Annotated in this window: 20 protein-coding genes; 10 read left to right on the top strand and 10 right to left on the bottom strand. The window is 40.5% G+C overall.

Going from position 1 to position 26,201, the window contains the following annotated elements; genetic code table 11:
- Position 1 precedes the first annotated feature (1 nt).
- Positions 2 to 3,946, top strand: a complete 3,945-nt coding sequence (locus A7P55_RS13370; protein ID WP_171552461.1) for a YadA C-terminal domain-containing protein — start codon at positions 2 to 4, stop codon at positions 3,944 to 3,946.
- 143 nt (positions 3,947 to 4,089) lie between these two features.
- Here the strand turns inward: A7P55_RS13370 and A7P55_RS13365 are convergent, their stop codons facing one another.
- Positions 4,090 to 4,464: a diacylglycerol kinase gene (locus tag A7P55_RS13365; RefSeq protein ID WP_171552468.1), complete on the bottom strand. Its 375-nt coding sequence runs from the start codon at positions 4,462 to 4,464 to the stop codon at positions 4,090 to 4,092.
- A 190-nt stretch (positions 4,465 to 4,654) separates the two neighbouring features.
- Between A7P55_RS13365 and A7P55_RS13360 the strand changes: the two genes are divergently transcribed.
- Complete coding sequence (locus tag A7P55_RS13360) at positions 4,655 to 5,722, top strand: 4-phosphoerythronate dehydrogenase (protein ID WP_171552460.1); 1,068 nt, start codon at positions 4,655 to 4,657, stop codon at positions 5,720 to 5,722.
- Positions 5,719 to 6,702, top strand: coding sequence for an EF-P lysine aminoacylase EpmA (gene epmA, locus A7P55_RS13355; RefSeq protein ID WP_171552459.1), 984 nt, complete (start codon positions 5,719 to 5,721; stop codon positions 6,700 to 6,702). The genes A7P55_RS13360 and epmA overlap by 4 nt, the downstream gene beginning before the upstream one ends.
- A gap of 19 nt (positions 6,703 to 6,721) precedes the next feature.
- On the opposite strand, the gene A7P55_RS13350 is transcribed toward epmA, so the two are convergent.
- The 4 genes from A7P55_RS13350 to A7P55_RS13335 form a co-directional block, all read right to left on the bottom strand.
- Positions 6,722 to 7,849 carry a LuxR C-terminal-related transcriptional regulator gene (locus A7P55_RS13350; RefSeq protein WP_171552458.1) on the bottom strand — a complete coding sequence of 376 codons (1,128 nt, stop codon included), beginning with the start codon at positions 7,847 to 7,849 and terminating at the stop codon, positions 6,722 to 6,724.
- Positions 7,850 to 8,060: 211 nt separating this feature from the next.
- Positions 8,061 to 9,059 (bottom strand): SUMF1/EgtB/PvdO family nonheme iron enzyme, encoded by a 999-nt coding sequence (locus A7P55_RS13345; protein ID WP_216078051.1) that lies wholly within the window; start codon positions 9,057 to 9,059, stop codon positions 8,061 to 8,063.
- Complete coding sequence (locus A7P55_RS13340; RefSeq protein ID WP_171552457.1) at positions 9,056 to 10,738, bottom strand: arylsulfatase; 1,683 nt, start codon at positions 10,736 to 10,738, stop codon at positions 9,056 to 9,058. Before A7P55_RS13340 ends, A7P55_RS13345 begins: the two co-directional genes overlap by 4 nt.
- Before the next feature lie 134 nt (positions 10,739 to 10,872).
- Positions 10,873 to 11,490 (bottom strand): rhomboid family intramembrane serine protease, encoded by a 618-nt coding sequence (locus A7P55_RS13335; RefSeq protein WP_171552456.1) that lies wholly within the window; start codon positions 11,488 to 11,490, stop codon positions 10,873 to 10,875.
- A 153-nt stretch (positions 11,491 to 11,643) separates the two neighbouring features.
- On the opposite strand from A7P55_RS13335, the gene nfuA reads away from it, so the two are divergent.
- Positions 11,644 to 12,282 (top strand): Fe-S biogenesis protein NfuA, encoded by a 639-nt coding sequence (gene nfuA / locus A7P55_RS13330; protein ID WP_004652044.1) that lies wholly within the window; start codon positions 11,644 to 11,646, stop codon positions 12,280 to 12,282.
- A gap of 226 nt (positions 12,283 to 12,508) precedes the next feature.
- Positions 12,509 to 14,521 (top strand): ligand-gated channel protein, encoded by a 2,013-nt coding sequence (locus A7P55_RS13325; RefSeq protein ID WP_171552455.1) that lies wholly within the window; start codon positions 12,509 to 12,511, stop codon positions 14,519 to 14,521.
- A 34-nt stretch (positions 14,522 to 14,555) separates the two neighbouring features.
- Here A7P55_RS13325 and A7P55_RS13320 read toward each other — a convergent pair whose 3' ends face one another.
- Positions 14,556 to 15,560, bottom strand: a complete 1,005-nt coding sequence (locus tag A7P55_RS13320) for a hypothetical protein (protein ID WP_171552454.1) — start codon at positions 15,558 to 15,560, stop codon at positions 14,556 to 14,558.
- Between the two features lie 24 nt (positions 15,561 to 15,584).
- Entirely contained in the window at positions 15,585 to 16,601 is a 1,017-nt protein-coding gene (locus A7P55_RS13315; RefSeq protein WP_171552453.1) for an alpha/beta hydrolase, read from the bottom strand.
- A gap of 233 nt (positions 16,602 to 16,834) precedes the next feature.
- Between A7P55_RS13315 and A7P55_RS13310 the strand changes: the two genes are divergently transcribed.
- Both A7P55_RS13310 and aac(6')-I read left to right on the top strand, forming a co-directional pair.
- Positions 16,835 to 17,449 carry a carbonic anhydrase gene (locus tag A7P55_RS13310; RefSeq protein WP_004652048.1) on the top strand — a complete coding sequence of 205 codons (615 nt, stop codon included), beginning with the start codon at positions 16,835 to 16,837 and terminating at the stop codon, positions 17,447 to 17,449.
- 100 nt (positions 17,450 to 17,549) lie between these two features.
- Positions 17,550 to 17,990: an AAC(6')-Ighjkrstuvwx family aminoglycoside N-acetyltransferase gene (gene aac(6')-I, locus A7P55_RS13305; RefSeq protein WP_171552452.1), complete on the top strand. Its 441-nt coding sequence runs from the start codon at positions 17,550 to 17,552 to the stop codon at positions 17,988 to 17,990.
- A gap of 25 nt (positions 17,991 to 18,015) precedes the next feature.
- Here the strand turns inward: aac(6')-I and A7P55_RS13300 are convergent, their stop codons facing one another.
- A complete protein-coding gene (locus A7P55_RS13300) occupies positions 18,016 to 18,645 on the bottom strand; it encodes an arylesterase (RefSeq protein WP_171552451.1) in 630 nt (209 codons plus the stop codon).
- 36 nt (positions 18,646 to 18,681) lie between these two features.
- Here A7P55_RS13300 and A7P55_RS13295 point away from each other — a divergent pair, with 36 nt between their 5' ends.
- Both A7P55_RS13295 and A7P55_RS13290 read left to right on the top strand, forming a co-directional pair.
- On the top strand, positions 18,682 to 19,386 hold the full coding sequence (locus A7P55_RS13295) for an ABC transporter ATP-binding protein (RefSeq protein ID WP_159414456.1): 705 nt from the start codon (positions 18,682 to 18,684) through the stop codon (positions 19,384 to 19,386).
- Positions 19,383 to 21,866, top strand: coding sequence for an FtsX-like permease family protein (locus A7P55_RS13290; protein WP_171552450.1), 2,484 nt, complete (start codon positions 19,383 to 19,385; stop codon positions 21,864 to 21,866). Before A7P55_RS13295 ends, A7P55_RS13290 begins: the two co-directional genes overlap by 4 nt.
- Positions 21,867 to 21,884: 18 nt before the next feature.
- Here the strand turns inward: A7P55_RS13290 and A7P55_RS13285 are convergent, their stop codons facing one another.
- Together A7P55_RS13285 and A7P55_RS13280 are read right to left on the bottom strand one after the other, a co-directional pair.
- Positions 21,885 to 23,144: a HAMP domain-containing sensor histidine kinase gene (locus tag A7P55_RS13285; protein WP_171552449.1), complete on the bottom strand. Its 1,260-nt coding sequence runs from the start codon at positions 23,142 to 23,144 to the stop codon at positions 21,885 to 21,887.
- Positions 23,123 to 23,884: a response regulator transcription factor gene (locus A7P55_RS13280; protein ID WP_216078050.1), complete on the bottom strand. Its 762-nt coding sequence runs from the start codon at positions 23,882 to 23,884 to the stop codon at positions 23,123 to 23,125. Before A7P55_RS13280 ends, A7P55_RS13285 begins: the two co-directional genes overlap by 22 nt.
- Positions 23,885 to 24,048: 164 nt before the next feature.
- On the opposite strand from A7P55_RS13280, the gene A7P55_RS13275 reads away from it, so the two are divergent.
- Positions 24,049 to 26,199: a TonB-dependent siderophore receptor gene (locus tag A7P55_RS13275; RefSeq protein ID WP_216078049.1), complete on the top strand. Its 2,151-nt coding sequence runs from the start codon at positions 24,049 to 24,051 to the stop codon at positions 26,197 to 26,199.
- The last annotated feature ends 2 nt before the right edge of the window (positions 26,200 to 26,201 follow it).

Below are 26,201 nucleotides of genomic sequence, written 5' to 3'. Positions count from 1 at the left end.
AATGAGTTCACATTTAAAAAAAACGTCTATTGCATTGGCTGTAGCCGCTGTATCTGGAATGACATTTGCTGCGCCAACACAATTAACTGAGACCAAAACCGATACTGTATTAAATAATGATTATCAACAAACTGTAGGTACAGAGGACTCTGATGCCCAAGCAGGACGTTATACTTCTGAAAAAGATATTATTATGGAAGGAACGAAACAGGTTGGAGCGCTTGTTAGCCAAACTTCACCTGTTGTAAATGGGCCAGAAACACAGGTTGGTGGTATTAATTATCGTAATTACACCTATCAGGAAATCCGTAAGGGGCTTTTAGAATCTCGTGATAATAAAAATACAACGTCAACCGTGGATGGAACAACAACCAACTTAATGAGTTGGAATGATACATTGGCAACAGGAAACATCACTCGAACTGCGAATACGAGAGTTCAACTTGATAAAACAGTTAATCCTGCTACTGAAATTGAGGTAACTTCTGAACGTCTAGATGATACGGGATTTACATTTGCTGCAGATGATGTGAATACAGTGATTGGTGCACATACAGAAAGTAATGCGGGTTTAAGTGAAGATGTGGCATACGCGGCTACTGACGAACATATGCGTTCTGCAAAGTTTTCAATCACAAATTCTAATTTGACTACAGAAGCAAAACTAGGAGCGGATGGTAAGCCTATTTCTGGGCAAACGATTCGTGTTGGTACGGTTGAATCTAAATTTAGCCAAAATGATGTTAAGTATCAATCTACGTCAGATTCAGCAACAGGTAAGGTCACAAGTAAAAATGCAGAAGGCATGCTGTCTAGTGGTGAGCAAAGTTGGTCAAATCATACGGTTTCTACTGATTATCAGCATCAAAATAATGATCCAACCAAAGATGTTGTTGCTTTTAATTTAAGTGCAGATAGAAAGTCGGTTATAGAATCTACAGTAGATACTAATAAATCAGCATTTAGTTCCAAAAATTTAGATTATGATGATGTAAATACAGCAGGGCTAGATTATAAAAAAGAATCTAAATGGTCTCAGGATAATACGAAAGAAAGTATGCTGGATGGTTTTATTCGTGTTGATAAGGTAGGAAATGAGTTTACTGAAACACAGTTTAACCAAGCTGCTTTAGGCGCTAGTGATGCTTTAGATTTCATTCGTACATCTAAATCGAGTTCAGAACAAAAATATCGAGATTTTGTAACTAATGAAAATGGTGAAGTTGTATTAACTAATGCTAAGCCAACAATAAAGACTGAAACTGAAGAGAAGAATACCTTTGAGTCGTATGACTCAGCTTATCAGCCAACTCGTTATACGGCAGATAATAGCAAGCGCGGTATTCTTAAAGGTGATGCTTACAATACGCAAATTTTAAATGATGGTACACCAACGATTTGGACGGATACAGATGTCCAAAAATCTACCATGAAAGGTACAGCAAGTAAGGTTGTGACCCATAAACAAGATGGAGACTTCCAAGAACATTGGAAGACTTCACTGGATAACAGCACAATATATGCACGTAACCCACAAGAAAATATTGAAGTTGATCGTGATCTTGTATGGGGTGGGATTCACGATAATAAATTCCTAAGCAAAATCATGGGTGTCACAGTGACTGAATCTGCAAAAGCAGATGACTTTAAAATCGGTACTGTCGCTGTTGATGTAAATGGGAACAAATTTACAGCAGCCGATGTTCATAACTGGAAAGATGCAGAGGGAACAGATCATTATTATGTTGTGATTGGGCAAGACGTTAATGGGAGCGATATTCGTAGTGAGGTGACGTTTAAAGCGGGTAAACCATTAGAGACCAAAGCAGCTGAACAACAGACAGTGACTACAGAACTTGGATCCTATAACCGTAATGATAAGGTGACAATGGGACAGGAGATTGCTTACCATACCACCGATAAGTTCACTTGGGATAATAAAGAAACCTCTAAAGATGGAAGCACCATATACAGTGCTGACAAAGGGGGAAATGAAACTGATATTAAAGTGTATTCAGTTGGTAAAAATGCACTTCACCGTGAGGCTGTAGCGACGACCACGAGTGAAACAATTGAAACTGAGTTTGATCGTTTGAATGGTAATATTATTTTTAAAGGTACTCAGCCTGTTGTAAATACAGTTGCTTACGATAAACAAGCAAGTCAACAAACAGATCGCTTATTTCAGGAAGGGCAAGATAAAGTACGTGAAAACATTTCTACGGCTTCTTATGAAAGTAAAACGACAGATGCTGTGGGCACGGTTCAAAAGAGTCGGAGTGGTCACGATAATATAACCACTGTTGACTATGCAAAAGGAAAAGAATTAGCGCAAACTGTTTTGAAAGACAGTGCAGATGAAATTAATTCAAATGCCATAACGAGCAATCTTGGTTATAACTATACTGGTACAGCCAAAGCCAATATTGACAGCAATACTTTACGAAATGATGGAACTGTAGCAGCTGGTTTAGCAGTTAAAAATGCTCGAGCAGGCAATATTATTATTGATCAAAAGCTGAATATTTCAAATGTAGAGGACAACAAAACATATCAGGATGGCGGTGTTAAAGCATTAGAAAGCACAACAACCAAGACTAATATCCAAACCATAACTTATGCGGATGGAACAACAGGGACTGTAAAAGGTACAGATAACCAAGAATCTACAATTACTTTATTTAATAAAGGAAAAGCTGATAAATATCGTGAATCAGTTACAACGACCCAAACTGAAAATTCAGGTAAAACATTTAGGCAAGATGCTGATGGTGACATCATTCTAGTGAAGGGTAAGCCTGTTGAACAAGGTACAATGAGTGATAAACAAACAATTAAAACAACTCAAAATCTTTATCAGATTGGTCAGGAGCGAAAGGCTGATGAGATGATCGTTACTGATTCTTCGAAAGTGGCGACAAATGTTAATGGTTCAACTCGTAATTTGATTGCAAATACAACTGAACAGAATATTGAATATCGAGCTGGTCAAAAAGATGGTGTGGTCTTTGATGATAGTTCAGCAACAACAAGTGAATTAAAAGCTAAAAATACTGACAATAGTGGGTTTACTTACAAAGTTGAAAGTCAAAATAGTACTGTAATTAACAATACAACAGGTAATGTTGAAGATGCCAATCGTGGTGAGTTGAACGCTGTTCAGGGCAAAGATTATCTATTAGCGAAACGTGAAGTAAAATCTGTAGATAAACATGAATGGACAGAGTCACTGGCAGCTGATGGTAAAGATACAGTCAGTATTACACGTGGTAATGAAACCGTAAAGCGTACGGATAGTAGTACTACGTCAACCATTTATGGTTCTGAAAAGACCACTACTGCAAGCGGAGTAGGGACAACGGTTTCGAAGAAGCAAGTGAATGTTGTAGATAAATTTGGTATTGGTGAATCTTCGTCGCTTAGTCATACTGAAAGCAAAATTGCCTCTGATAAGTCCATAACGAGTACAACCGCAACGCGCACTGATACTGTGAAAGGTGTAGTTTTAACAGCGACTCAAACCAATACAGACACATCTGGACAATCGACGACCACTGAACAGAAAACGACAATTGATTCAGGTCATGTTACGACTGGTCAAGTTGTCGCAGATCGAATTATATTGCAAGGTAAGGAGGTTCAAGGTGAAATTAATCGTTTAGATAGCCGTGCTGATCAATTGAATCGTCGTGTCGATGATGTGCAAAAAACTGCTTATCGCGGTATTGCTATTGCACTAGCTGCTCAACAAGCTGTGCCAAATATTCAGTCAGGTCAAGTCGCTGTTTTTGGAGGTGTAGGGCATTATGAAGGCGAAACTGCTGGATCTATTGGAGTGGTAACCTCTTTTACTGATCGTATTTCAGCAAGTGGTGCTTTAGGTTTTGCAGGAGGAAATGAGTTTGGTGGGCGAGTCGGCGTTGCTTACTTATTTGGCGGTAAGTAAATTACTGAGCGCAAAATAACAATAATAAGGAGGAGCGTTTGGGGTTAATGCAAATTGGCTAGCATTAGTTTTAAACGCTCCTCTCTAAGATCATAGCCGTTCTAGGTTGACTGTATTAGCATAGAGACAACCTTTTTCAGCTTTTATCTAAACAAAATAATCATCCACGTAAAGAAAATAATCGCTAAAGATACAAATTGCGCAGCACTACCCATATCTTTTGCATTCTTAGACAATGGATTTTTTTCTAAGGACACACGATCGACAACGGCTTCAATGGCGGAATTAAATAGCTCGACAATAATCGCCAATAAACAGACAGCTACCATAAGCGCTTGTTCAACGGCGGATACGTGTACGAAGAAGCTAATCGGGATCAAGATCACATTAAGTAATAGGATTTGTCGGAAGGCAGCTTCATGGCTAAAAGCAGCTTTAAAGCCAGCAATGGAATAGCCTGTGGCATTTAAAATCCGCTTAATGCCACTTTTGCCTTTATAGGGAGAGTATTGCGTCATTACGATAGAGGAATGAGAGAAAGGCTTATTATAAGAGCAAAGATGTTGCAGTAAATTGGCAATATGTCGCATGCGTGTACCATGAGCCGCAGCTTTCTGCCATTAATCTCTACAAAGCTTGCATTTATAAATTGTCAATTTGTGCTGTGCTAAGGATAATAAGCACAGAATTATTGAAGGACATTTCTGCATGAAAATTATCGCAGATGAAAATTTGGCATTTACCGATTATTTCTTTGCGGAATTTGCAGAAATACAGCACCGAGCAGGGCGTACTCTGACCCATGCGGATGTACAGGATGCCGATGCACTTTTAGTTCGCTCAGTGACCAAAGTGAACCATGCCTTAATTGAGCAGACTAAGATTAAGTTTGTAGGTAGTGCCACTATTGGAACAGATCATCTTGATATTCAAGCCTTAGAACAACAACATATTACGTGGAGTAATGCAGCGGGTTGTAATGCGCAAGCTGTCGCTGAATATGTGATTACCGCGTTACTACATTTAGATATTCATCTCTTGGAAAAAAATAAAGCCTTCACTTTAGCCATTGTTGGTTTAGGAAATGTCGGCAGCCGTCTTGCCATAATGGCGCAACTGCTTGGTTGGAATGTAATTGGCTATGATCCTTATGTGCAATTAGGTGGTATTGAAAATGTCTCTTTTGACGAACTATTAAAACGCGCTGATGCCATTTCAATTCATGTGCCTTTAACCTTATCGGGCGATTTCCCAACGCAGCATTTATTTAATACCGCTGCTTTGGCTGCAATGAAACCCTCTGCTATTTTAATCAATAGTGCGCGTGGACCTGTCATTGAACAAGCTGCATTAATGGCAGATATTATCGCGACGCAGCGTCAAGTTGTTCTCGATGTATTTGAGTTTGAACCAGAAATTTCTGAGCAGTTATTAGATTTACTGGCCTTAGCAACGCCACATATTGCGGGCTATAGTCTGGAAGGTAAGGCCAGAGGCACACAGATGATCTATCAAGCTTTTTGCGATAAATTTTCTTACGAAGCCTCAAAGCGTTTTGAGAGTCAATTGCCTCAGGTGGAACAATATTTCGGGCAGCAGGATTTAAAAGCTGTGCTTAAACAACATCTCATTCAGATTTATGATATTGCTACCGATGATCAGCAACTCCGGGCCTGTATCCAAGATGGCAAAGTAGAACAAGCAGCATTTGATTTACTCCGTAAAAATTATCCTTTACGCCGTGAGTGGGCTGCACATGGTGGGCCAAAAGCATGAGTCAAGATATGAAAACTTACCAACCGACCTGTTCACTTGAGGCCTTAAAAGCGCGTGCTGAGATGTACAGCAAGATTCGTCAATTCTTTGCGCATCGGCAAGTGCTGGAAGTAGAAACACCAGTTCTGTCTCAGGCAGGTGTGACGGATGTACATTTGGCTTCTGTTCAAGTACAGCGTCATATTCACGGTAAATTAAATACCCAGTATTTACAGACCTCGCCTGAATTTCCAATGAAACGTTTATTGGCCAGTGGCAGTGGGGCAATCTATCAAATTTGCAAAGTGTTTCGTGATGATGAGCATGGGCGTAAGCACAATAGTGAATTTACGATGCTGGAATGGTATCGACCGGGATTAGACTTAAAGGGCTTGATGCATGAAACTGCAGATCTGTTAGAAACCTGTTTGGCACATCGTTTTGGCGATATTCGTCCAGTTGTTCTCAGTTATAAGCATGCTTTTCAGGATCGTTTGGATATTAATCCTTTGCAAGCGAGCTTGAAACAACTCAAAGATACAGCCAATCGTGTTGGGCTTAATCTTGATTTGGGTGATGATCGTCTAGCTTATATGGACTTGTTATTCTCACACTTTGTAGAACCGAGTCTAGGCTTCGATGCACCTGTATTTTTGACCGATTTCCCACCTGAAATGGCATCACTGGCAAAAGTTAAACAGGATGAGGATGGTGAGCCAGTTGCAGCTCGTTTTGAAGTTTATATTGAAGGCCTAGAGTTAGCCAATGCCTACGATGAGTTATTAGATGCTGAAGTTTTAGCATCTCGTTTTGAGGCCGATAATGCAGAACGTGCAAAGCAGGGTTTGGCTGTGATTCCAACGGATCAATATTTACTGGCAGCTTTACCCCATATGCCTGAATGTTCTGGTATTGCTTTGGGTATCGACCGCTTACTTATGGTTGCCATGAATCAAGTCAAAATTGATCAAGTCATTGCATTCCCAGCAGAGATTGCCTAGGACTTTTATTTTTCAATCTTTATAGAAGTTGCATTAATAGCTGCATCAACTCACTTTGGCGATGTGTTCGGGTTTTTTTGAAAATTGATTGCAAGTGCTTCTTTACTGTATCGGCTTGAATCTCATGTGAAAGCGCAATTTCTTTGGTGGTTTTTCCTTCTAGAAGTTGCTCACATATTTTATGTTCAACTGGTGTAAACATAAACAGCTGGGTACAAATGTCTTTTTGATATTTTGGCTTCTGTTTTAATCCAGAGAAGGTTGCAAGTAAGACTGGACGAAGGCCAAAAATCTTATGGGTTTTTTCTGGGCTGAGTAAATCTAGTGTTAAGAATAAGTGTTGATCCAACAGCATGATTTTGGAACGTTTATGATTCGTCTGCTCTGGATTGTTTTTATAATGACGCTCCAATTCAATCAGGTTTTGATCAAACTGAATTTGCCTGTCTTCACTGAAAATAAAGCGACGTTGTCGGATGTGGATATGTGGATTATTTTTCAATAACTGCTGAGCTTCGGAATTGATTTCTAAAATATCGCCATTGAGGTTAATAATGGCAATCGGTTGGTTCATTTTTTGAATCAGCTGTGACCCGAGTAAGGTCATGGTGGAATATTCAAAATGATGACGATATTGCTGAATTTTATGCTGTACGATGGGCAAAATTTCATAAATCGGCTGAAGTTCAGTACAGCTTAATGCACCACGCTTTGGGCTGGTGAGAAAGGCGAGTAATACACAGACTTTTTGATCATAAATGATTTGGATGGCTGAACAGAAACGTAGATCTAAGGGGTGTAAAACACGTTGGTAAACTTGTGTTTGTGTGATTTCGTGCTCTTGAAAGTGTTGAATGCAATGCATCCATCCCGTCATCGGCCCCAAAAGCATTTTCTTTAAACGAGGGTCATCATCTATGGCCAAGCGGATTTGGGTCAGTGCGGCTTGTTCAAGTTGATTGGAGTCAAAATTCACACCATGATGGACGCTGAAAGAGAGTGCTTGTACCTCAAGGTCAACAGCCAACAGTTGTGAAGCTTGCACATCAAAATAGTGATTCAGTTGCTCTAAGAAAATCATCCAATCATCAGCATGCTGAACTTTATTCAAGATGTCCATAACAGTACGATGCTGGGTCAAATTCATTTAAGAATCCTATCGAAATAAATAGAATATATTCCATATAGTCTATATGGGTTTTTGATAAATGAAATTCCTAAATGAAAAAAATGTGATTTTTTATGCAATTATCTGACAGAAAGGTGTTTTGGGTTGAATTATCTTAGAAGAAATAATAGTGAATATGCCTAAATACCTTGGACGTCTAGACATATTGAAGATTTAGTAGGGTTCCTTATTATTGTGTGCGTAAAACCGTTCTAAATCCGACATGCGTTGCTGCCAAATCGAATTCTTGCGGATAGCGGCTGCTATTGCGATAACGGGCGCAAAAGTTAGAGGCACATAGAAAAGAACCGCCTTTGAGTACATATTGCGTTGCGGTGCTGTTTTGTTGACGCAGTTCTGCATAATTGCCCATGTGCTGATCATGTGCGCCGTGATAAACAGATGAGGTCCACTCCCAGACATTGCCAATCATATCGAACAGCTTAAAGGCATTTGCAGGGTAGCAGCCGACAGGTGCTACACTTTGAAAATGATCTTCAGCCGTATTGTTGAAAGGAAATTCACCTTGCCAATAATTGGCTTGTGGATGTTGATGGGCATCGCGTGGCGCTTGGTGTAAAGGGGTATCTGTTTTTGAACCAGCCTTTGCTGCGTATTCCCATTCTTGCTCTGTAGGTAAATCACGACCCAACCAAACGGCATAGTGTTCAGCATCATTTTTAGTGACATAGCGAACTGGCTCAGAGGCAAGAGGGGCTTGACCTGCTGCACCATTAGGATTTTTCCATGTGTAATCTGTTTTTAGTTGCCACCATTGTTTTGGATTGTTTGTATCTGGCGAAAATACCGCAGCCTGCTTCTGTTTTTCTGCATCAGTGATATAGCCCGTCGCTTTGACGAAACTAGAAAACTGGGCCACAGTGACTTCGGTTTGATCGATCCAAAACCCGTTTACCTGACGTTGTGATTTGCCAAAATTCAGCTCATCTGGGTAAGCCAAGTTTGAACCCAGTTGAAATGAACCTTTAGGAACCCACACCATCCCAGCGGTTTTACTGTTCTGCCATGCCTCAGGTAAGCCTGAATATTGTTGGCATTGCTGTAATGAGCCCAATTGAGTCACTGTGCTGTTTTGTGTATGAGGATAAGTAGTATCAGGCTTAATTTTGCTACAGCCTGTCACGAGGGACAGGCTGCTCAATGAAATTAAAAAGCATACCCACTTCATTTAAGGTTGTATTCCTTAACCCCATTTTGCTGGGTGTATTGGTTATATACATTTACCAGCTCTTGTAATTTGGCCGGATTATCTTGAGCAAGGTTTTGCGTTTCACCTCGATCATTCTTGAGGTTATACAATTCCCAAGACCCAGTTCCTAGTTCTGATTTACCTTGTAATGCAATTTTCCAGTCTCCTTGACGGGCATATTTACTGCCATGTAATTCATCAGCAAAACTGAAATTAACGGGGCGAATGGCTTGCGCTTTATTATCGAGTACAGGTTTCCAAGAATAGCCGCTTGGTGTATTGATTTGACGACCTTTGTATTGACCTTGTGGGACAGCAATATTGGCATAGTCGAGCACGGTTGGGAATACATCCAATACTGAGGCGAAACCATGATGGTTTGCTTGTGCTTTGCTTTGGTATGGCAGTTTTACAATTGCGGGTGCGGTGGTTGCACCTTCACCCGCAGTGTCTTTCCAGAGATGGAATGGCGCAGCACTGACTTCTGCCCAACGTGGTCCAACATAGTGATAAGAGCTTGAAGTTCCGACGTTATTGACACTGTTATCAAAACCTGACTCAGCTCCATAATTGCCACGAATAAAACCTTCTGCGCCGTTATCGGAAACAAAGAAAATTAAAGTGTTGTCATATAAGTTATTACGTTTTAGATACTGAATTACTCGACCAATATTGGCATCCAGATTCTCGACCATGCCTGCATAGATTTCCATTCTGCGTGCTTCCAGCGCTTTTTGCTCAGTTGAAAGCTCATTCCACTTGCCATATTTTTGCGGTGCATTTTGTGTGGCGATTGGTTCAGCTGCTTTAAAGTTTGCTGGAATTAATCCGAGTTGTTTTTGGCGAGCAATCCGCGCATCACGAATCACATCATAGCCTGCATCATAAACCCCACGATAACGGTCACGATATTCAGCGGGTGCTTGTAAAGGCCAATGCGGTGCGGTGTAAGCAGCATAGGCAAAGAATGGCTTGCCTGAGTTTTTACCTGACTCGAGATAACTGATCAATTTGTCTGTGAAGTAATTGCTAGAGAAGAAATCATCGGGTAAGGATGAAATCGGAACTTGCTTACCGTCTTCGGTATAAGTGGCATTACGCTTATAGGCCGTCGGTGCTTGTTTGAAATGTAGGTCTAAGCCTTGTAATAACGTAAATGAATGATCAAAACCTTTGGCATGCGCATTGGTTGCATCGGTTAAGCCTAAGTGCCATTTACCGCTGATATAGGTTCGGTAGCCATTGTCTTTCAGGACTTCAGCAATCGAAAGTGAACGTTCATTTAAATAACCTTCATAACCAGGCTGACCTTTTAAGTGTGCTGGTGTGAGCTCAGCCATTGCACCAATACCTGCTAAATGGTGGTCAGTCCCCGAAATCAATTGTGAGCGGGTCGGTGAGCAGGTCGGGGCAGTATGATAATCCGTTAAAATGCGTCCTGCTCGGGTCAGTTCGTCAATATTCGGGGTATGAATTTCCCCACCAAAAGCGCCTAAGTCTGAATAGCCTAAGTCATCTGCCATGATGAATAAAATGTTGGGTTGCTTCTTGGTTTCAACCACGGTATTGGAATCATCAGAGTCGTTATTGCTGCACGCTGAAATTGAAAGACTAAATAATGCGATAGAAAGTGTGCTAAGAAGGCTATTACGAAACATTAGAATCGACTTAATTTTATAGAAGAATTAGGGCGAGTTTAGAGAGATGATTTTTATGATAAAAATAATTAAAATTTGATTATTAATCTTAAAAAAAGAAAAGCCCCAATACAGGGGCTTATTTTTAAGACGATTTAAAATGGGATTTTGGTGAGTTGATTCAAGAAATGTGGAACAACTCGCGGTTCCAAAATGATGGTCACTACCACGCCATAGGCGGCACCCCAGAGATGCGCACTGTGATTGATATTGCTATTGCCGCGTTTACCTGACCAGATGCTATAGGCCACATATAAAATGGCAAAAATAATTGCAGGAACTGGAATGAAGAACACAAAAATTAGATTCCATGGCTGGAACAGGATATAGGCAAATAGTACCGCTGAAACTGCACCAGAAGCACCTAAGCTCGCCCAGCGTGTATCATGACGATGTTTCAGATAGCTCGGTAAAATCGCAACAATCAGTCCGCCCAAATAGAACAAAACAAAGCCCATGTCATAGAAAAACTGACGATAGAAGCTTTCGATAATATTGCCGAAGAAAAACAGCGTGATCATATTGAACAATAGATGCGTGCCATCGGCATGAATGAAACCATGCGTGATAAAACGGTCATATTGCCCACGTTGCATTGCAGGAGGCCAAAAGATCAAACGGTTCATTACAGCCTGATTGGAGAAGGCCAATAAGGAGATTGCAACAGTAATAATAATCAGAGTCACAGTGTGACCAAAGGGTAGATGTAACATATAGGTTTTAAATTGATCAGTGTCTAAGCAATAATGCCATTAAAAACTTAATAAACAATGTTCTTGCATAGAATTCCTACAAAAATGGTTGATTTTTTTTTATTACCCTCCATCTTCGGTTAATATAACGACATCAGCTTGAGGATTATTGTTATGTCGACTGAGAACACCAACACTGCTGTCGCAGAAGAAATTCCAAACCTTTTAATTACTCCCTCAGCACAAGAGTATTTAGGTGATTTATTAGCAAAGCAGAATACCCCAGGAATTGGCGTTCGTGTTTTTGTAGAGCATCCAGGTACTCCACGTGCTGAATGTTGTATGGCATATAGCGCACCTGAAGAAGTGGTGCCGACAGACTATAAACAGGATTATCCTAATTTTCCTGCTTATGTTGATGCGCCATCAATTCCGTATTTGGTTGACGCCGTAATTGACTACAACAAAGATCGTTTTGGTGGTCAATTAACCTTCCGTGCACCAAACTCTAAAGTACCGCGTGTTGGTCCAGATGCTTCAATTGAAGAGCGTATTACCTATGTACTGCAATCTGAAATTAATCCAGGTCTAGAAGGACATGGCGGTAATTGTAGTTTGGTAGAAGTCAATAATGATCCAGAACACGGTCTGACTGCTGTATTGAAATTCGGTGGTGGTTGCCAAGGTTGTTCTGCAATTGATGTTACCTTGAAGCAAGGTGTAGAAACCACTTTAAGACAGCATGTGCCTGAATTACAGCGTGTGGTGGATCAAACCGATCATACGCAAGCAGAAGGCGCTTATTTTAAATAATCGCTGGAAATTTACTGTATTTTTTAAAAGCCCTTTCGAGGGCTTTTTTTATTGTTTAATCAAAACTGAGATGATTTTTCTTTATTCTATAAATAGATGTATGCAAAACAAAGTGAATTTATAAATAATAATAATTATCATTTTTATTGAGTTTTATTTGTTTTTTGTTAGAATTCTCATGAATTTTTAAGCAAATCTTAAGATTTTTTCTGAATTAGGTGGGAATATGTCCAATACAATAGTACGTCAATCACTACTCACAATTTCTGTGTTGAGCGGTATGATGACCGTTGCACATGCAGCAGAAACTCAAACTAATAAAGATGTAGTGCAATTAGACAAGATTGTTGTCACTGCAAGTGGCTTTGAACAAGATATTAAAAAAGCGGCGGCCTCGATTTCGGTACTGACACAAGAACAAATTAATAAAAAAGCGTATCGTGATGTGACTGATGCACTTAAAGACGTGCCAGGGGTTGTGGTCACAGGTGGGGGCAGTTCAAGCGATATCAGTATTCGCGGTATGGGCAGTGCTTATACCGTGATTATGGTTGATGGTAAAAAAGTAAATACCCGCTCTGTACGACCAAATAGTGATAATTCGGGGATTGAGCAGGGTTGGCTGCCAAATATTGGTGCGATCGAACGTATTGAAGTCATCCGTGGCCCAATGTCTGGTTTATATGGTTCAGATGCAATGGGTGGTGTGATTAATATCATTACCAAGAAAAACGTTACTGAGTGGACTGGATCAATCAAGCTTGATACCACATTGCAGGAAAATTCTGACTCAGGTAATCAATATCAAACCAATGCGTATATTGCAGGTCCTTTGATTGCGAATCTATTGTCTTTTAAAGCCAATGGCCTGTATTCACAGCGTGACGAAGATGAAATTTATGGTGGTTATAGCAAGCAAAAAATTCGTGCGGGTGGAGCTGCATTTAGTCTGACACCGAATGATGATCACACCATTGATTTAGAATATCAACGTTCGATTCAAAATCGTGATGCAACGGTTGGAAAGAGCATTTCTCCAGTACAAACCGGACGAAACAAACCTGCTAATTCGCTTACTGATTATTATCGTACTGAATATAGCTTAACCCATCGTGGCAAGATTGGTGCGGTGGAAACACACTCATATATTCAACGTGAGGAAAATGAAAATCCATCACGTAATATGGAAGCGACGAACACCACCTTTAATACCATCAATAAAATTAATTTTGATCGTCATAGCTTGAGCTTTGGTGGTATGTATTTAAAAGAAGAATTAGATGATAAAGGCAACCAGTTAAGCGTGGGTGGGGCGAAACCGGTTTCAAACCTTGATCGTTACAGTTGGGCATTATTTGCTGAAAATGCTTGGAACATTGTCGATGATTTCACCCTAACCACATCACTGCGTTTAGATAAAGATGAAAAATTCGGTGATCACTGGAGTCCCAAAGTCTATGGAGTTTGGGGACTCAATGATAATTGGGTGATTAAAGGCGGTGTTTCTACAGGTTATAAAACACCAGCACTTCGTGCCACAGTTGCAGAGTGGGGGCAAGCAACGGGTGGTGGGCAGAGTAAAGGCGTGATTGTAGGGAATCCTGATCTAAAACCTGAGAAAAGTGTCAACTATGAGGTTTCTTTCAACTGGGATAACTTGGATAACCTGACAGCAGGATTAACGCTGTTTAATAGTGAATTTAAAGACAAAATTACAGAAGTGAGAACCTGTCAGGGTAAAAATGTTGGCGCGTTAGAGTGTGATTGGTTGGGCGAGAAGTTCGACTTTGTTAGCTTACGTGAGAACGTTGATAAGGCTAGTATGCGTGGTGCGGAAGCAACCTTTGGCTGGAAAGTACTTCCTAATGTGAACTTAAGTGCAAACTATACCTTCACGGATACTGAACAAAAGAGTGGCGTGAATAAAGGCAAACCTTTAAATGAAATGCCAAAACATATGTTTAACACCACCGCTGACTGGGAAATTAATGATCAGTTCTCAAGTTGGGGGCGTGTTAACTATCGTAGTAAAACCTCAGATTATTTAAGCCGTACCGCAATGGCGAAAGGTAAACCTGCATATACCATGGTGGATGTTGGGTTAAACTATAAGCCTACACAAAATATCGCAGTGGCAGCAGGGATCTATAATCTGTTTGATAAAGAGATTGACACAGCAACCTATAATTATGTCTTAGATGGTCGCCGTTACAATCTTGGCGTGACCTATAGCTTCTAAATAACAGTAAGGAAAGGATAGGGCAGCAAATGCCTTATCCTTGCTTATTTAAGATTTGATTGACTCTTTCAGAATAATAAAATTTCTCTAAATACGCACGAGCACGCTGTCTTAAATAACCTGTTGTAATGACTTGCTGTAAAACAGGGCTGAGCAAATGGCTCAGTTCATTTTCAACCAATTCTTCATCAATATTCAGGTCACGTAGTAACAGGTCAAAAGTGCGTTCCTGATTACGGGCATACCATGCATAGACGCCATCATGTACTTGCTGTTTTAGGTAAGGCGTTTGACGGATATGTTCCCAAATTTCATGCCCCATGCCGACTGTCTTAGGCAAATCTTGTACTTCGACATAATTACGCAAAACCGATAAAGGCATGAGCTTAATTTTATGCCAGAGATTGGCCTGAAAATGATAAAGCTTGTCATCATTAAAATGTTGATTTAACACTTTTTCACTCATTTGACTGATTTTTAAAATGTTCTTTTGTAAGTAGTGGTTAATCGTGTCATTCAGGTTGGAATCGGTCACTGTTTCTAAAACTGATTTTCCCATTTTCATAAAATGTCCAACGCCAGGAACACGTTTTGACATGGAGTTGTCCAGATAATCTTGGATTGAATGTTGAATCAGTTGAGTAATCAATGCAGAAAAAGCCGGGTTGTTCACCACTGTTTTAATCAAACGCTGCCGATGACCGCTTTTGCTTGCTACATATTGTGCAATTGAGTCGATGGTCAGGACTGGAATGACCTGTTCAATCGTGGTTTGATCATTGATTGGATGAATTAAGGCAAAACGTATATGTTCCGAAATTTGTTCGATTAAAAATGGACTGGCAGGTGTGGCCAAAATCTGCTTTTCAATCAGCTCAAAGATTTGTTCAAACGACCAAAGATGCTGTAACTGTTGTAAGCGCAACCAATGATAGAACTGTTTAAACTCGTATTGAATCGTTTCTGCTTGTGCAAACTCCTGCTCTAGAAAATCAAGTTGTGCATCAATCAGTTGTTCTATCATGGGTTGTTTCAACATAAAATCTCAAATCGCTCATTAAATTTAGGGTGAAGGTGTTGCTGCAGGCTTTTGTGTCTGAATCTTACTGAGGAAAGGTAGATATTGCTGAACCACCAATTGATCTGCTTCCAAGATTGGCATATGTCCAACATTGTCTAAGATTACAGGTGCTTGTGCATTTTTCAGCAGTGATTTTAACTCAGGTGCAACTTCAACATTAATAATTTTATCTTGTTTACCCCATAAAATCAGGGTAGGTGCATCGATTGAGCGCGCCAATAAGGCAAATGAGTCTGGTGTGTAGAGCTTATTCAAGGCAATGATTTGATCCACCATCTTTTGGGTTTGCTCAACCTGACCTATCATCATTTTCTCTTGCGCTTGGGCAATTTCCTTAGGAATGAAGGGTGGTGTATGCATGGCTTGTTGCATCAAGAAGTTAAAGTCTCCTTTCTTGCTCACAATCATGTTTCTTACTTGGGTTGGATCTTTGAGATAAGATGTGGTGGCAGATTTATATACCCCAGCCGCATCAATCAAGAACAAGCTCTTGGTTTCAAATGGATATTGACCTGCATATAGCATCGCAATTGAACCACCGAGTGAATGACCTGCCACATGTGCTGGGCCGGTGAGGTTGGCTGCTTCAACAAAACGACGCAGTTTTTCAGTCACGTTGGGCACAGAATAATCAAAATCTTTTGGCACCTGAGTTTCACCACTGGCAGGCAAGTCAGGGATGACCACATGGTAATTTGCAGTTAAGGCACGTGCGACACGGTTCCAGTTATCGCGACTGCCTGCTAAACCATGAACCAAAATCACAATCGGTTTACCTGCTTGGCCACCCTCACTATAGGACCAAGTAATATCACCTACTTTTAAGGTTTTACTTTGTAAGCCTGCCCAAGCACGCTCTTGTTGCAGTAGGTTTTGGAAACTCATCTCAATTTCCGCAGCCTGTGTGGTGCTGATCGCAACTGTAGTCAAACTGCATGCCAGTAAAGCTGCAGTGAGTGTCCTGCGGAAGGGCATTGTAAATTGGTTTATTGTATTCATTGTTCTGTCCTTGATCTATTTTTACGCCCATTGATTATTGGGGAAAGTGCTGAAGGAGTCATTTGCATAATCTACAGCTGTATGGAAATTCTTGCCAATGAAATCATTAATTTTCCATTATTTTCCTGATTAAAACATTAGCAGACATACTGAGAGTTTTTATTTTTGTCAGTGACTTTCAAACAGGCGCACATTACACTATTTGCTCATGTCAACCATAGATGGATTTAAGCATGCTCACTGCTCAAGAAGCCCTAGAACGTTTAAAAGCTGGTAATGCCCGTTTTGTAAAGGGAGAGGCAGTTCAACAAAAATTATTGTCTCACCAAGAACGTGCCGAAATGGCAAGTGAACAAAATCCTTTTGCGATTGTTTTAGGTTGTTCTGATTCCCGAGTCCCTGCGGAAATGGTGTTTGACCAAGGTTTAGGTGACTTGTTCGTGATTCGTGTAGCAGGCAATATCGTTGCACCATCACAAGTGGGGAGTGTTGAGTTTGCGGCAGAACGTTATGATTGTGCTGTGGTGGTGGTGCTAGGGCATAGTCACTGTGGTGCGATTCAAGCAACGATTGATACCTTGATGAACCCACAGCAACCGCCATCATCGAATTTGATGTCGATTGTCAACCGTGTACGTCCTTCGGTTGAAATCTTGATGCAAACAGATTTAAAGAATGATTTGAAAAAACTGTCAGCTCATGCGGTTCGTTCCAATGTCTTTGCTTCAGTGAATCAATTACGTCATGGTTCGGCGGTGTTGGAAAGTCTGATTGAGAAAGGCAAAATGATTGTGGTCGGAGCAGAATATTCACTGGAAACAGGTGAAGTCAGTTTCTTCGATTTTTAAAGCAGATGGCGAGTTGAGAGACTCGCCATTATTTTATCATTCATGCTTTATATCCCTCGTTGATAAAATTTGGATGTTTCAATCAAAGAGCAGCCCCTTTATGAATATTATGCCGATATCTGAATCACAATTATCAGATTGGCTAGCATTAAGAAGTTTGCTCTGGCCTGATCATGAAGAAACACATTTACAGGAAATGCGTCAACTGGTCACACAGGCACATCGCTTACAATTATTGGCTTATACCGACACCCAACAAGCAATTGCCATGTTGGAGGCTTCGATTCGATATGAATATGTGAATGGTACGCAAACCTCACCTGTAGCTTTTCTTGAAGGGATTTATGTATTGCCTGAATATCGCCGTTCAGGTATCGCAACAGGTTTGGTTCAGCATGTCGAAATTTGGGCAAAACAATTTGCATGTACAGAGTTTGCTTCAGATGCAGCGCTGGACAATCAGATCAGCCATGCCATGCATCGAGCACTCGGTTTTCATGAAACTGAACGTGTGGTGTATTTTAAGAAAAATATCGTCTAAAATATTTTATCCATATATCAAGTACTTATAAGGCACCTTTGATATAGGGGTAAGCTACATTCAGCATAATCGGTTGCGCTTTGGCATTGGGATGGATTTGATCATTCTGAATTAAACTCTTATGCCCAGCCACGCCCTCAAGGAAGAACGGCAAGAGTTTTACTTTATATTGCTGACTTACAATTTTGTAATTATTTTCAAAAGCCGTGCTATAGGCGGTCCCATAATTCGGTGGTATTTTCATACCAAACAGTAAAACATTGGCTTTCTGTTTTTGGCTCAGCTGTACCAATTGAGCGAGATTTTTTTGAATCATTTGTGGTGGTTGGCCACGTAGACCATCATTGCCGCCAAGCTCAATCACCACAATTTCAGGCTTATAGGTTTGTAATAACTTCGGAAGTCTTGCCAATGCACCGCTGGTGGTTTCACCGCTGACACTTGCATTGACCACTTTGTGTTGTTTCGGATACTGTTGGTCTAGGCGTTGTTGTAATAATTGCACCCAACCTTGCTTTACATCGATGCCATAACCTGCGCTCAGGCTATCACCCAAAATTAAAATAGTCTTTGCTGAAACCAGTGTTGGGATCAAGCCAATGGCGATGATTCCAACTGCTTTTGATAGTGACCAGATAACTTTAGATTTTTGCATCGTATTTCAAATTTGTCCTAAAGGATACGTGACATCATGCCACAACCGATTATCTCTGCCCAAAAAGTTACACAAAACATTCAAATCAATCAGCAAAGTCTGAGCATTTTAAAAGACATAGATTTAGATATCTATCAAGGTGAACAGATTGCCATTACTGGCCGTTCGGGCTCGGGGAAATCAACGCTATTAGGTATTCTTGCGACATTGGATCGACCGAGTCTGGGAGAGTTATGGGTCTGTGGAGAAGCCGTTCATAAGCTTACTGAAGAACAACGTGCCCGTGTCCGTTTAGAAAATATTGGTTTTGTCTTTCAATCTTTTCAGTTGTTGCCGCAGTTAAGCGCATTGGAAAATGTGATGTTGCCTTTACGTCTGCAACCAGATTTTAATTTTAAGCAGGCAGAACAAAAAGCATTGGCATGGTTGGAAAGGGTTGGATTGATTCGACAAGCACAGCAAACACCGAAAGTGCTTTCAGGTGGAGAGCAGCAGCGTGTTGCAATTGCACGAGCTTTAATTGCCGAGCCGAAAATCATTTTTGCAGATGAACCCACAGGGAATCTGGATGGGCAAACTGCGGAAGAGGTTGAACAACTATTATTTGATTTAAATAAAGAATTAGGCACAACATTAGTCTTGGTCACCCATGATCAAAACTTGGCTGCACTTTGCCAACGCCATGTCAAACTCGCCGATGGTCAAATTCAGGAAATCGTCAAGTTGCAGGAGGGGGTATGAGTTCAGTCCTGAAACCCTTACTGTTACAAAGTTTTCGTACTGGAGGCTTATATCTGCTAATTATTGCCTTGTCTTTGGCAATTAGTGCAACCACGGCGCTCAAGTTTAGTAATACCCAAGTCCAAAATGCGGTGGCATTACAAGCTGCTGAAATGTTGGGGGGGGATTTAGTCCTATCAGACAAGGACCCTATTCAGCCGAATTGGCTGCAACAGGCAGATCAGCTCAAATTAAAACACGCCCCTGTGACCGTATTTAGCTCGATGGCACATACCCAAGATCAGTTTGTGATGGTCAATGTCAAAGCGGTAGATGGAAATTTTCCCTTACGTGGTCAGTTGGTGATTCAACCCAAAGCACAGGCGATACAAGCAGGAGAAGTCTGGTTAAGTCAGCGTGCCATGGATTTATTACATGCAAAAATGGGGGAGCCACTGGCAATTGCCGATGCTCAGTTTAAGGTCACGGGCATAATCGAGCGTGATTCTAATCAAGAGACTGGATTTTCAGGGTTCTCTCCGACGGTGATTATTCATCAAGCCGATATTGCCAAGACCAATGCAGTTCAAGTTGGAAGTCGTATTGAATATCGACTGCTACTTGCGGGGGAACCTGATTCAATCAAGGCCTATAAAAAGATTTTCAAACAATCTCAGAAGACTGAACAAGACACTGAACAGCAGGCAGATCAACAACTTGAAGGTGAGCAAAGTTCACTGAAACTCAGAGATGCCAGTCAATCCAATACCCGCTTAATGAAACCAATTGAAAATCTGGATACCTTCTTACAGCTAGCTAATCTATTGACTATTTTACTCTGTGGTATCGCGATTGCCTTAACCAGCCAGCGTTATGTACAACAAAATCAAGATCATATTGCATTGATGCGTTGCTTGGGTGCCAGTAAGCGACAAATTTTATTGGCCTATATTGCCTTGCTCGGAATCGTAAGTGCCTTGTCGATTGTATTAGGAAGTCTGATTGGGATTGCTTTGGGTTATGGTTTATTGCAACTGATGCTGCAATTGATTCCGCAACTGCAATTGAGCTTTGCAGTCATCGACCTACTTTATGCCTTGCCGATTGCGATTTTTACCAGTGTGATGGTGCTTATTGGCTTTATTTTGCCAAGCATTTGGGAATTATTAAATACACCACCGATTCGGGTGATTCGCCAACAGGAGCGTTCACGCAAGTCTTATGTGGCAATGTTTGCGATTGGTATTGTCAGCTTGATTCTATTTAGTTTGGTACTGAGTGATAACCTACAGTTGAGCTTGTTGGTACTTAGCGCAATCTTACTGCTTTGCGCGATGATGTATGCCGTGATTTGGCTGCTACTCAAAGCGGTTAAACAATGGAAACATCTTCTAGCGGCTTATGTCCGGATTCCACATCAAACTGCATTACAAATTACGGCATTGGCCCTAGGCCTGAGCTTGATTACAGTCCTGAGTGTTCTACGAACTGACCTGTTACAGCGTTGGCAGCAGCAATTGCCTGTGGGCACGCCGAACCAATTTGTCTATGGTTTGCCGCCGTTTGATATGCCTCAGTTCAAGCAACAGATCGAGCAGAATGGTTGGCAATCGACTCCGCTGTATCCGAATATTCGTGGGCGTTTGGTTGCTAAAAATGGACATGCCTTTACACCTGAGTTGGTCAAGCAAAACAACTCATTACGCCGTGAGCTAAATCTGACTCAAGCCAGTCTTTATCCTAAAGACAATGTGATTACCCAAGGGATAGCTAAGTTTAGCAAAGCAGGACAAGTCTCTGTAGAGGAAAAAACCGCACATGAGCTTGGCATTCAAATTGGTGATCAACTCAGTTTTAGCCTGCCTGAAGGTAGCTTAGAAGCCACAGTGGTGAACTTGCGTAGCGTCGAATGGGAAAGCTTTAGTCCGAATTTTTTCTTCATCTTCTCACCTGAAACGATGGATGAAAACGCGGGCAGTTATTTAGGCAGCTTCTATTTGCCACCTGCGGATCAGCCGAAAATGGTGCAATTGATTCAGCAGTTTTCCAATACGGTATTTATTGATGTCGGACGGATTCTGGATGAAATTAAACGCTTGGTGAATGTGCTGGTACAGATTGTCACGGTACTGGCTGCCTTAGTCGGCTTCTCTGGCGTATTGGTACTGATTGCATGTTTAAATGTGCTGATGGATGAGCGTCGTAAAGAAGTTGCGTTGCTGCGTTCATTTGGTGTTGCCAAGAATAAGTTAAAACGGATGCTCAGTCTTGAAATCGGTTTTATTGGATTATTGTCAGGTGTGGTGGCGTGTTTGTTTGCAGAAGTGATAAGTGCCATTGCCAGTCACAGGATGCAAATGGCCGTGCAATGGCATCCTGAAATTTGGTTGATCTTACCGTTGAGTATGATGATTATTTGTACCTTGATTGGTCGTTATCGCCTGAGTTATTTATGCAATATTCCACCCCTACAAAGTTTAAGAGAAATGAACCAATCGTAATTCTTTTTAACGGTTGGTTCAGGTAAAGCTGAGCATGACGATGGTGCCTTTTTCATGAGCTGGTTTAAATTGAAGTTGCCACTCAAAATGCTCACACAACCTTAATATCAGATCTATGCCAATACCGCCAAAGCCCTGTTGACCAGATTGCGCTAATCGCGTATAGAAATCACGTAATTCTGCTGTATCCATGTCTTGACCTGGGTCTGAAATGAATAATGTTTGGTTTTCAGCGTAAATTTGAATGATACCATGATCACTGTTTTCAATTGCATTCCGAACTAAATTGCCGATCGCAATACGTAATACTTGAGCTGGTGCACTCACCAGTAATGTGCTTGTCACTTGATTCTCTATGCTTAATTTTTTACCTGAGCAAAGGAAAAGATGATTTTCAATAATATTCGGAAGCTCAGACCGAAGATCAATCACTTCTGATATACGTTGCAGACGATCTTTATCTCGGGCCAAGGTTAAGAGTAAAGCAAGTAATTCCTCCATTTCATGTGAAACCCGAGCTGCACGTTGTAGATGGGGAATGAGGGAAGGAGCTGTATCTGGATGATTTAAAGCAACTTCCATTGCACCTGAAATCACTGAAATGGGGGTTCTTAATTCATGACTTGCAGTATTTATAAATTTTTTTTCTCTATGCATATATTGTTGAATTCGATCCATATATTGGTTTAAAGCATCAGAGATAAGAAAAGACTCATATGGAACTGATTTTTCTAGCTGGATTTTATTTCCGACTCCATTTGGAGGAAGTTTAGAGATATCTTTGGCGATTTGGAGAATTGGGTTGATAAGACGGCCCAATGCCCAATAGGCTGTAATGGCCATCAGAAAAACAACAATGAGTGTAAACACAAAAGTAGAGGCGAGTAGCATACTTTCATATGTTTCAATATGAGTAATATCCATTGCAAGAATTTGTTTATACGGTTTTTCTTCGACCATCACGACAAATTTTTTATTATCGTAGTCAATTTCATCATGAATTCCTGCATTTAAGGCAAAAAATGCTTTAGGAACTTTTCCTGTATTTTTTTCATCATACCAATAAAAACTATCTTTAACTGAAGCACTAAAATCAGGATCTTTGTCCAAACGCTTTTTGATATAGTCAAATTCAACGTCTAATACGGTTTTCCATACCAGTTTTTCAATATTCTCATTTACGATATAGCCATGGAGACCGACGATTAAAGTCAAAATTAAGCTATAAATACTGAGCCCAATAATAATTTGATTTCTTAAATTTGGTCGATTGTGCATGGATTTTCAGGAGCCAAAGAAAGTTGGTAGCCTACACGAGGGATTGTTTTAATTAATTTTAATTCATGTTGAGCGTCTATGCGTTTGCGAAGCTCGTAGATGTGAGTGCGTAATAGATCTTTATCGGGTAGTTCATCTCCCCAAAGGGTATTCTCAAGGCGTTCTTTAGTCACAATATTGGGACTTTCACGCATCAATACTGCCAGTAATTTCTTTCCTCCAGAATGAATATAAAGTGGTTTCTGTGCTCGAGTAACTTCATCTGTTGATAGATTATAAATGAGGTCACCCACTTGTAGAATTTTTTTCCTACCGATATAACGCTGGTGCAGTGCTAAAATACGTGCCTCTAACTCCGCAATAGAAAAGGGCTTAGTAAGATAATCATCAGCGCCCAACTGAAAACAATTTAATTTGTCATTAATTTCTGTTTTCGCAGTTAACATCAAGATTGGAAGATCAGAACCAATGTGTCGCAGTTTTTTTAACACATCAGCACCATTTAGTTTGGGTAACATCCAATCTAAAACTAGCACATCATATTGATATGCATCACAAAGTTTTAAGGCACTTATGCCATCTTGAGCAGCATCTAAAATAAAGTTTTTGCGCTCTAAAAAACTAAAAATATTTGCAACCAAATCGGTATGGTCATCGACAACGAGGACTTTAATTTTTGTTGTGTTTTTTCCGTGGAAATCCTGAGGTATTACGGCTGGGGATGTAGTGCTTAATTCCATTTCATAACACCTTTGATATTTAGCCAAGCAACAATAGCAAAGAATGAAATGATTGTCATTTTCAAGAAGGTTGAGCAATCTGACAGAAAACTGACAATGCTTATGTAACGATGTGTAAGTTGATAGTGATTTTCATTTACATTATGGCTGCTAAGAGTACCGCTATGGAATCTAGTTTGTGCAAAAAAAAGGTATTTCCTTTAAATGTTTTAGTCTCCGCTTTATCTTTAATTGCTGGCTCAAATGCGATTGCTGCAGATACAGCAACTGCCAGTCTATTGCCTACAATTGAAGTCAAGGCCGATGTTGATACAAAATACGTTGTGAAAAAAAGTAGTACTGCAACTAAAACGGACACATTGTTACGGGATACTCCCCAATCAGTTTCGATCGTAACACAAGACCAAATTCGTGATACCGCTGCACAAAGTATTGCAGAAGCAACTCGTTATGTACCTGGTCTGGGTTTCCAACAGGGTGAAGGGAACCGTGAAACACCTATTTTCCGTGGTTTCTCTACAACCGCTGATTTTTTTGTAGATGGTGTACGGGATGATGTTCAGTACTATCGTGATTTATATAATATTGATCGAGTAGAGGTGCTTAAAGGCCCGAATGGTATGATTTTTGGTCGGAGTGCAGTTGGTGGATTAATCAACCGCCTGAGTAAAGTTCCTGAATGGAATTCGAATCTAGGAGGTTCTCTAACTTTTGGAACAGACAATAACCGACGTGCCACAGTCGATATTAATCAAGCTTTAAATGAAGATATTGCACTGCGTTTAAACGGGTTATATGAGAATTCAGACTCTTATCGAGATGGCGTTAAAATTGAACGTTCTGGAATTAATCCTACCGTTGCTTTCAAGCTCTCGTCTGATACAAAATTGACACTTGGTTATGAACATTTTAAAGATGATCGTATTGCTGATCGTGGCATTCCTTCATTTAAAGGAAAACCAGTTGATACAGATCGTTCAACTTTCTTTGGTAATGCGAAACTAAGTCCAACCAATACTGAACTCGATGCCTTAACTGCCGTGCTTTCGCATCAGTTTAATGAAAATTTTAAAATAACAAACAAAACTCGTTGGTCTGATCAAGATAAATTTTATCAAAACGTTTTCCCTGGGGCGGTAAATGCAGCAGGAACAGAAGTTTCTATTGCTGCATATAACAACGCGACTACGCGTGAAAGTATTTTCAACCAAACAGATTTAAACTTTAAATTTGACACTGCTGGGATTCGACATACGTTATTAGCAGGTATTGAAATTGCTAAACAGAAGACGGCAAATTTTAGAGAGACTGGATATTTTGGGGCAGCAGCTACAGCGACTTCAGTTTCTGTTCCATTATCAAATCCAACTACGAATGAACTCATCACCTTTAAACAAGCTGCTTCAGATGCAGATAATAAAAGCGATTCAAAAAACTTTGGACTATACTTACAAGATCAAATTGAGCTGAATAAGAATTTTCAAATCATTGCTGGCGTACGTTACGACCATATTAAAAATGAGTTTTTAAATAAACGGACTTCCGCAACCATCGACGCCAAAGATTCGTTATTTTCACCTAGAGTCGGGTTGATTTATAAGCCTATTGAACCAGTTTCTTTATATGCAAATTACAGTTTAGCTTATCAACCTCGCGCAGGAGATCAGTTATCTAGTTTATCTGTGACCAATAAAGAGCTTGATCCTGAAAAATTCGTGAACTATGAGCTTGGTGCAAAATGGGATATTAAACCAGACCTCGCTGCAACCTTTGCTGCTTATCGTTTAGATCGTACCAATGTCATCATATTAGACCCGAATGATGCAACCAAAACGATTCTAGGGGATGGTCAACGTAGTCAGGGTATTGAATTAGAGCTGAACGGTAATATTACGCCACAATGGAGTATGAAAGCTGGCTATGCATTCACCAAAGCAGAGTTTACAGCGGATACAACGGCTACGTTACGTGACGGTGCCCAAGTTGCGCAAGTTCCAAAACACACGATTTCTTTGTGGAACCGCTATGACTTTACGCCAGTGTGGGGGGCAGGTTTAGGTTTATCCTATAAGTCTAAAATGTTTGCTGCGAATGAGTTAATTGCGACAACAGCAGCACCAATTCCAAATGTGGAATTACCCGGTTATTTCCGTACAGATGCGGCACTTTACTACAGCGCAAGTAAGTCAGTGCAATTACAGCTCAATGTAGAGAACTTGTTCGATAAGAAATATTATTTATCTGCACACAGCAATAATAATATTACCCCAGGATCTCCACGAGCATTTCGTTTAGGTATGAATTTCAAGTTCTAATT

The organism is Acinetobacter sp. Ac_5812 (assembly GCF_013072695.1).
GTDB lineage: Bacteria > Pseudomonadota > Gammaproteobacteria > Pseudomonadales > Moraxellaceae > Acinetobacter.
This window is presented reverse-complemented; position numbering and strand designations above follow the sequence as displayed.

Coding starts and splice junctions, on each gene's coding strand:
- A7P55_RS13370 (WP_171552461.1), top strand. CDS start 2: ATGAGTTCACATTTAAAAAAAACGTCTATTGCATTGGCTGTAGCCGCT.
- A7P55_RS13365 (WP_171552468.1), bottom strand. CDS start 4,464: ATGACGCAATACTCTCCCTATAAAGGCAAAAGTGGCATTAAGCGGATT.
- A7P55_RS13360 (WP_171552460.1), top strand. CDS start 4,655: ATGAAAATTATCGCAGATGAAAATTTGGCATTTACCGATTATTTCTTT.
- epmA (WP_171552459.1), top strand. CDS start 5,719: ATGAGTCAAGATATGAAAACTTACCAACCGACCTGTTCACTTGAGGCC.
- A7P55_RS13350 (WP_171552458.1), bottom strand. CDS start 7,849: ATGAATTTGACCCAGCATCGTACTGTTATGGACATCTTGAATAAAGTT.
- A7P55_RS13345 (WP_216078051.1), bottom strand. CDS start 9,059: ATGAAGTGGGTATGCTTTTTAATTTCATTGAGCAGCCTGTCCCTCGTG.
- A7P55_RS13340 (WP_171552457.1), bottom strand. CDS start 10,738: ATGTTTCGTAATAGCCTTCTTAGCACACTTTCTATCGCATTATTTAGT.
- A7P55_RS13335 (WP_171552456.1), bottom strand. CDS start 11,490: ATGTTACATCTACCCTTTGGTCACACTGTGACTCTGATTATTATTACT.
- nfuA (WP_004652044.1), top strand. CDS start 11,644: ATGTCGACTGAGAACACCAACACTGCTGTCGCAGAAGAAATTCCAAAC.
- A7P55_RS13325 (WP_171552455.1), top strand. CDS start 12,509: ATGTCCAATACAATAGTACGTCAATCACTACTCACAATTTCTGTGTTG.
- A7P55_RS13320 (WP_171552454.1), bottom strand. CDS start 15,560: ATGTTGAAACAACCCATGATAGAACAACTGATTGATGCACAACTTGAT.
- A7P55_RS13315 (WP_171552453.1), bottom strand. CDS start 16,601: ATGAATACAATAAACCAATTTACAATGCCCTTCCGCAGGACACTCACT.
- A7P55_RS13310 (WP_004652048.1), top strand. CDS start 16,835: ATGCTCACTGCTCAAGAAGCCCTAGAACGTTTAAAAGCTGGTAATGCC.
- A7P55_RS13300 (WP_171552451.1), bottom strand. CDS start 18,645: ATGCAAAAATCTAAAGTTATCTGGTCACTATCAAAAGCAGTTGGAATC.
- A7P55_RS13295 (WP_159414456.1), top strand. CDS start 18,682: ATGCCACAACCGATTATCTCTGCCCAAAAAGTTACACAAAACATTCAA.
- A7P55_RS13290 (WP_171552450.1), top strand. CDS start 19,383: ATGAGTTCAGTCCTGAAACCCTTACTGTTACAAAGTTTTCGTACTGGA.
- A7P55_RS13285 (WP_171552449.1), bottom strand. CDS start 23,144: ATGCACAATCGACCAAATTTAAGAAATCAAATTATTATTGGGCTCAGT.
- A7P55_RS13280 (WP_216078050.1), bottom strand. CDS start 23,884: ATGGAATTAAGCACTACATCCCCAGCCGTAATACCTCAGGATTTCCAC.
- A7P55_RS13275 (WP_216078049.1), top strand. CDS start 24,049: ATGGAATCTAGTTTGTGCAAAAAAAAGGTATTTCCTTTAAATGTTTTA.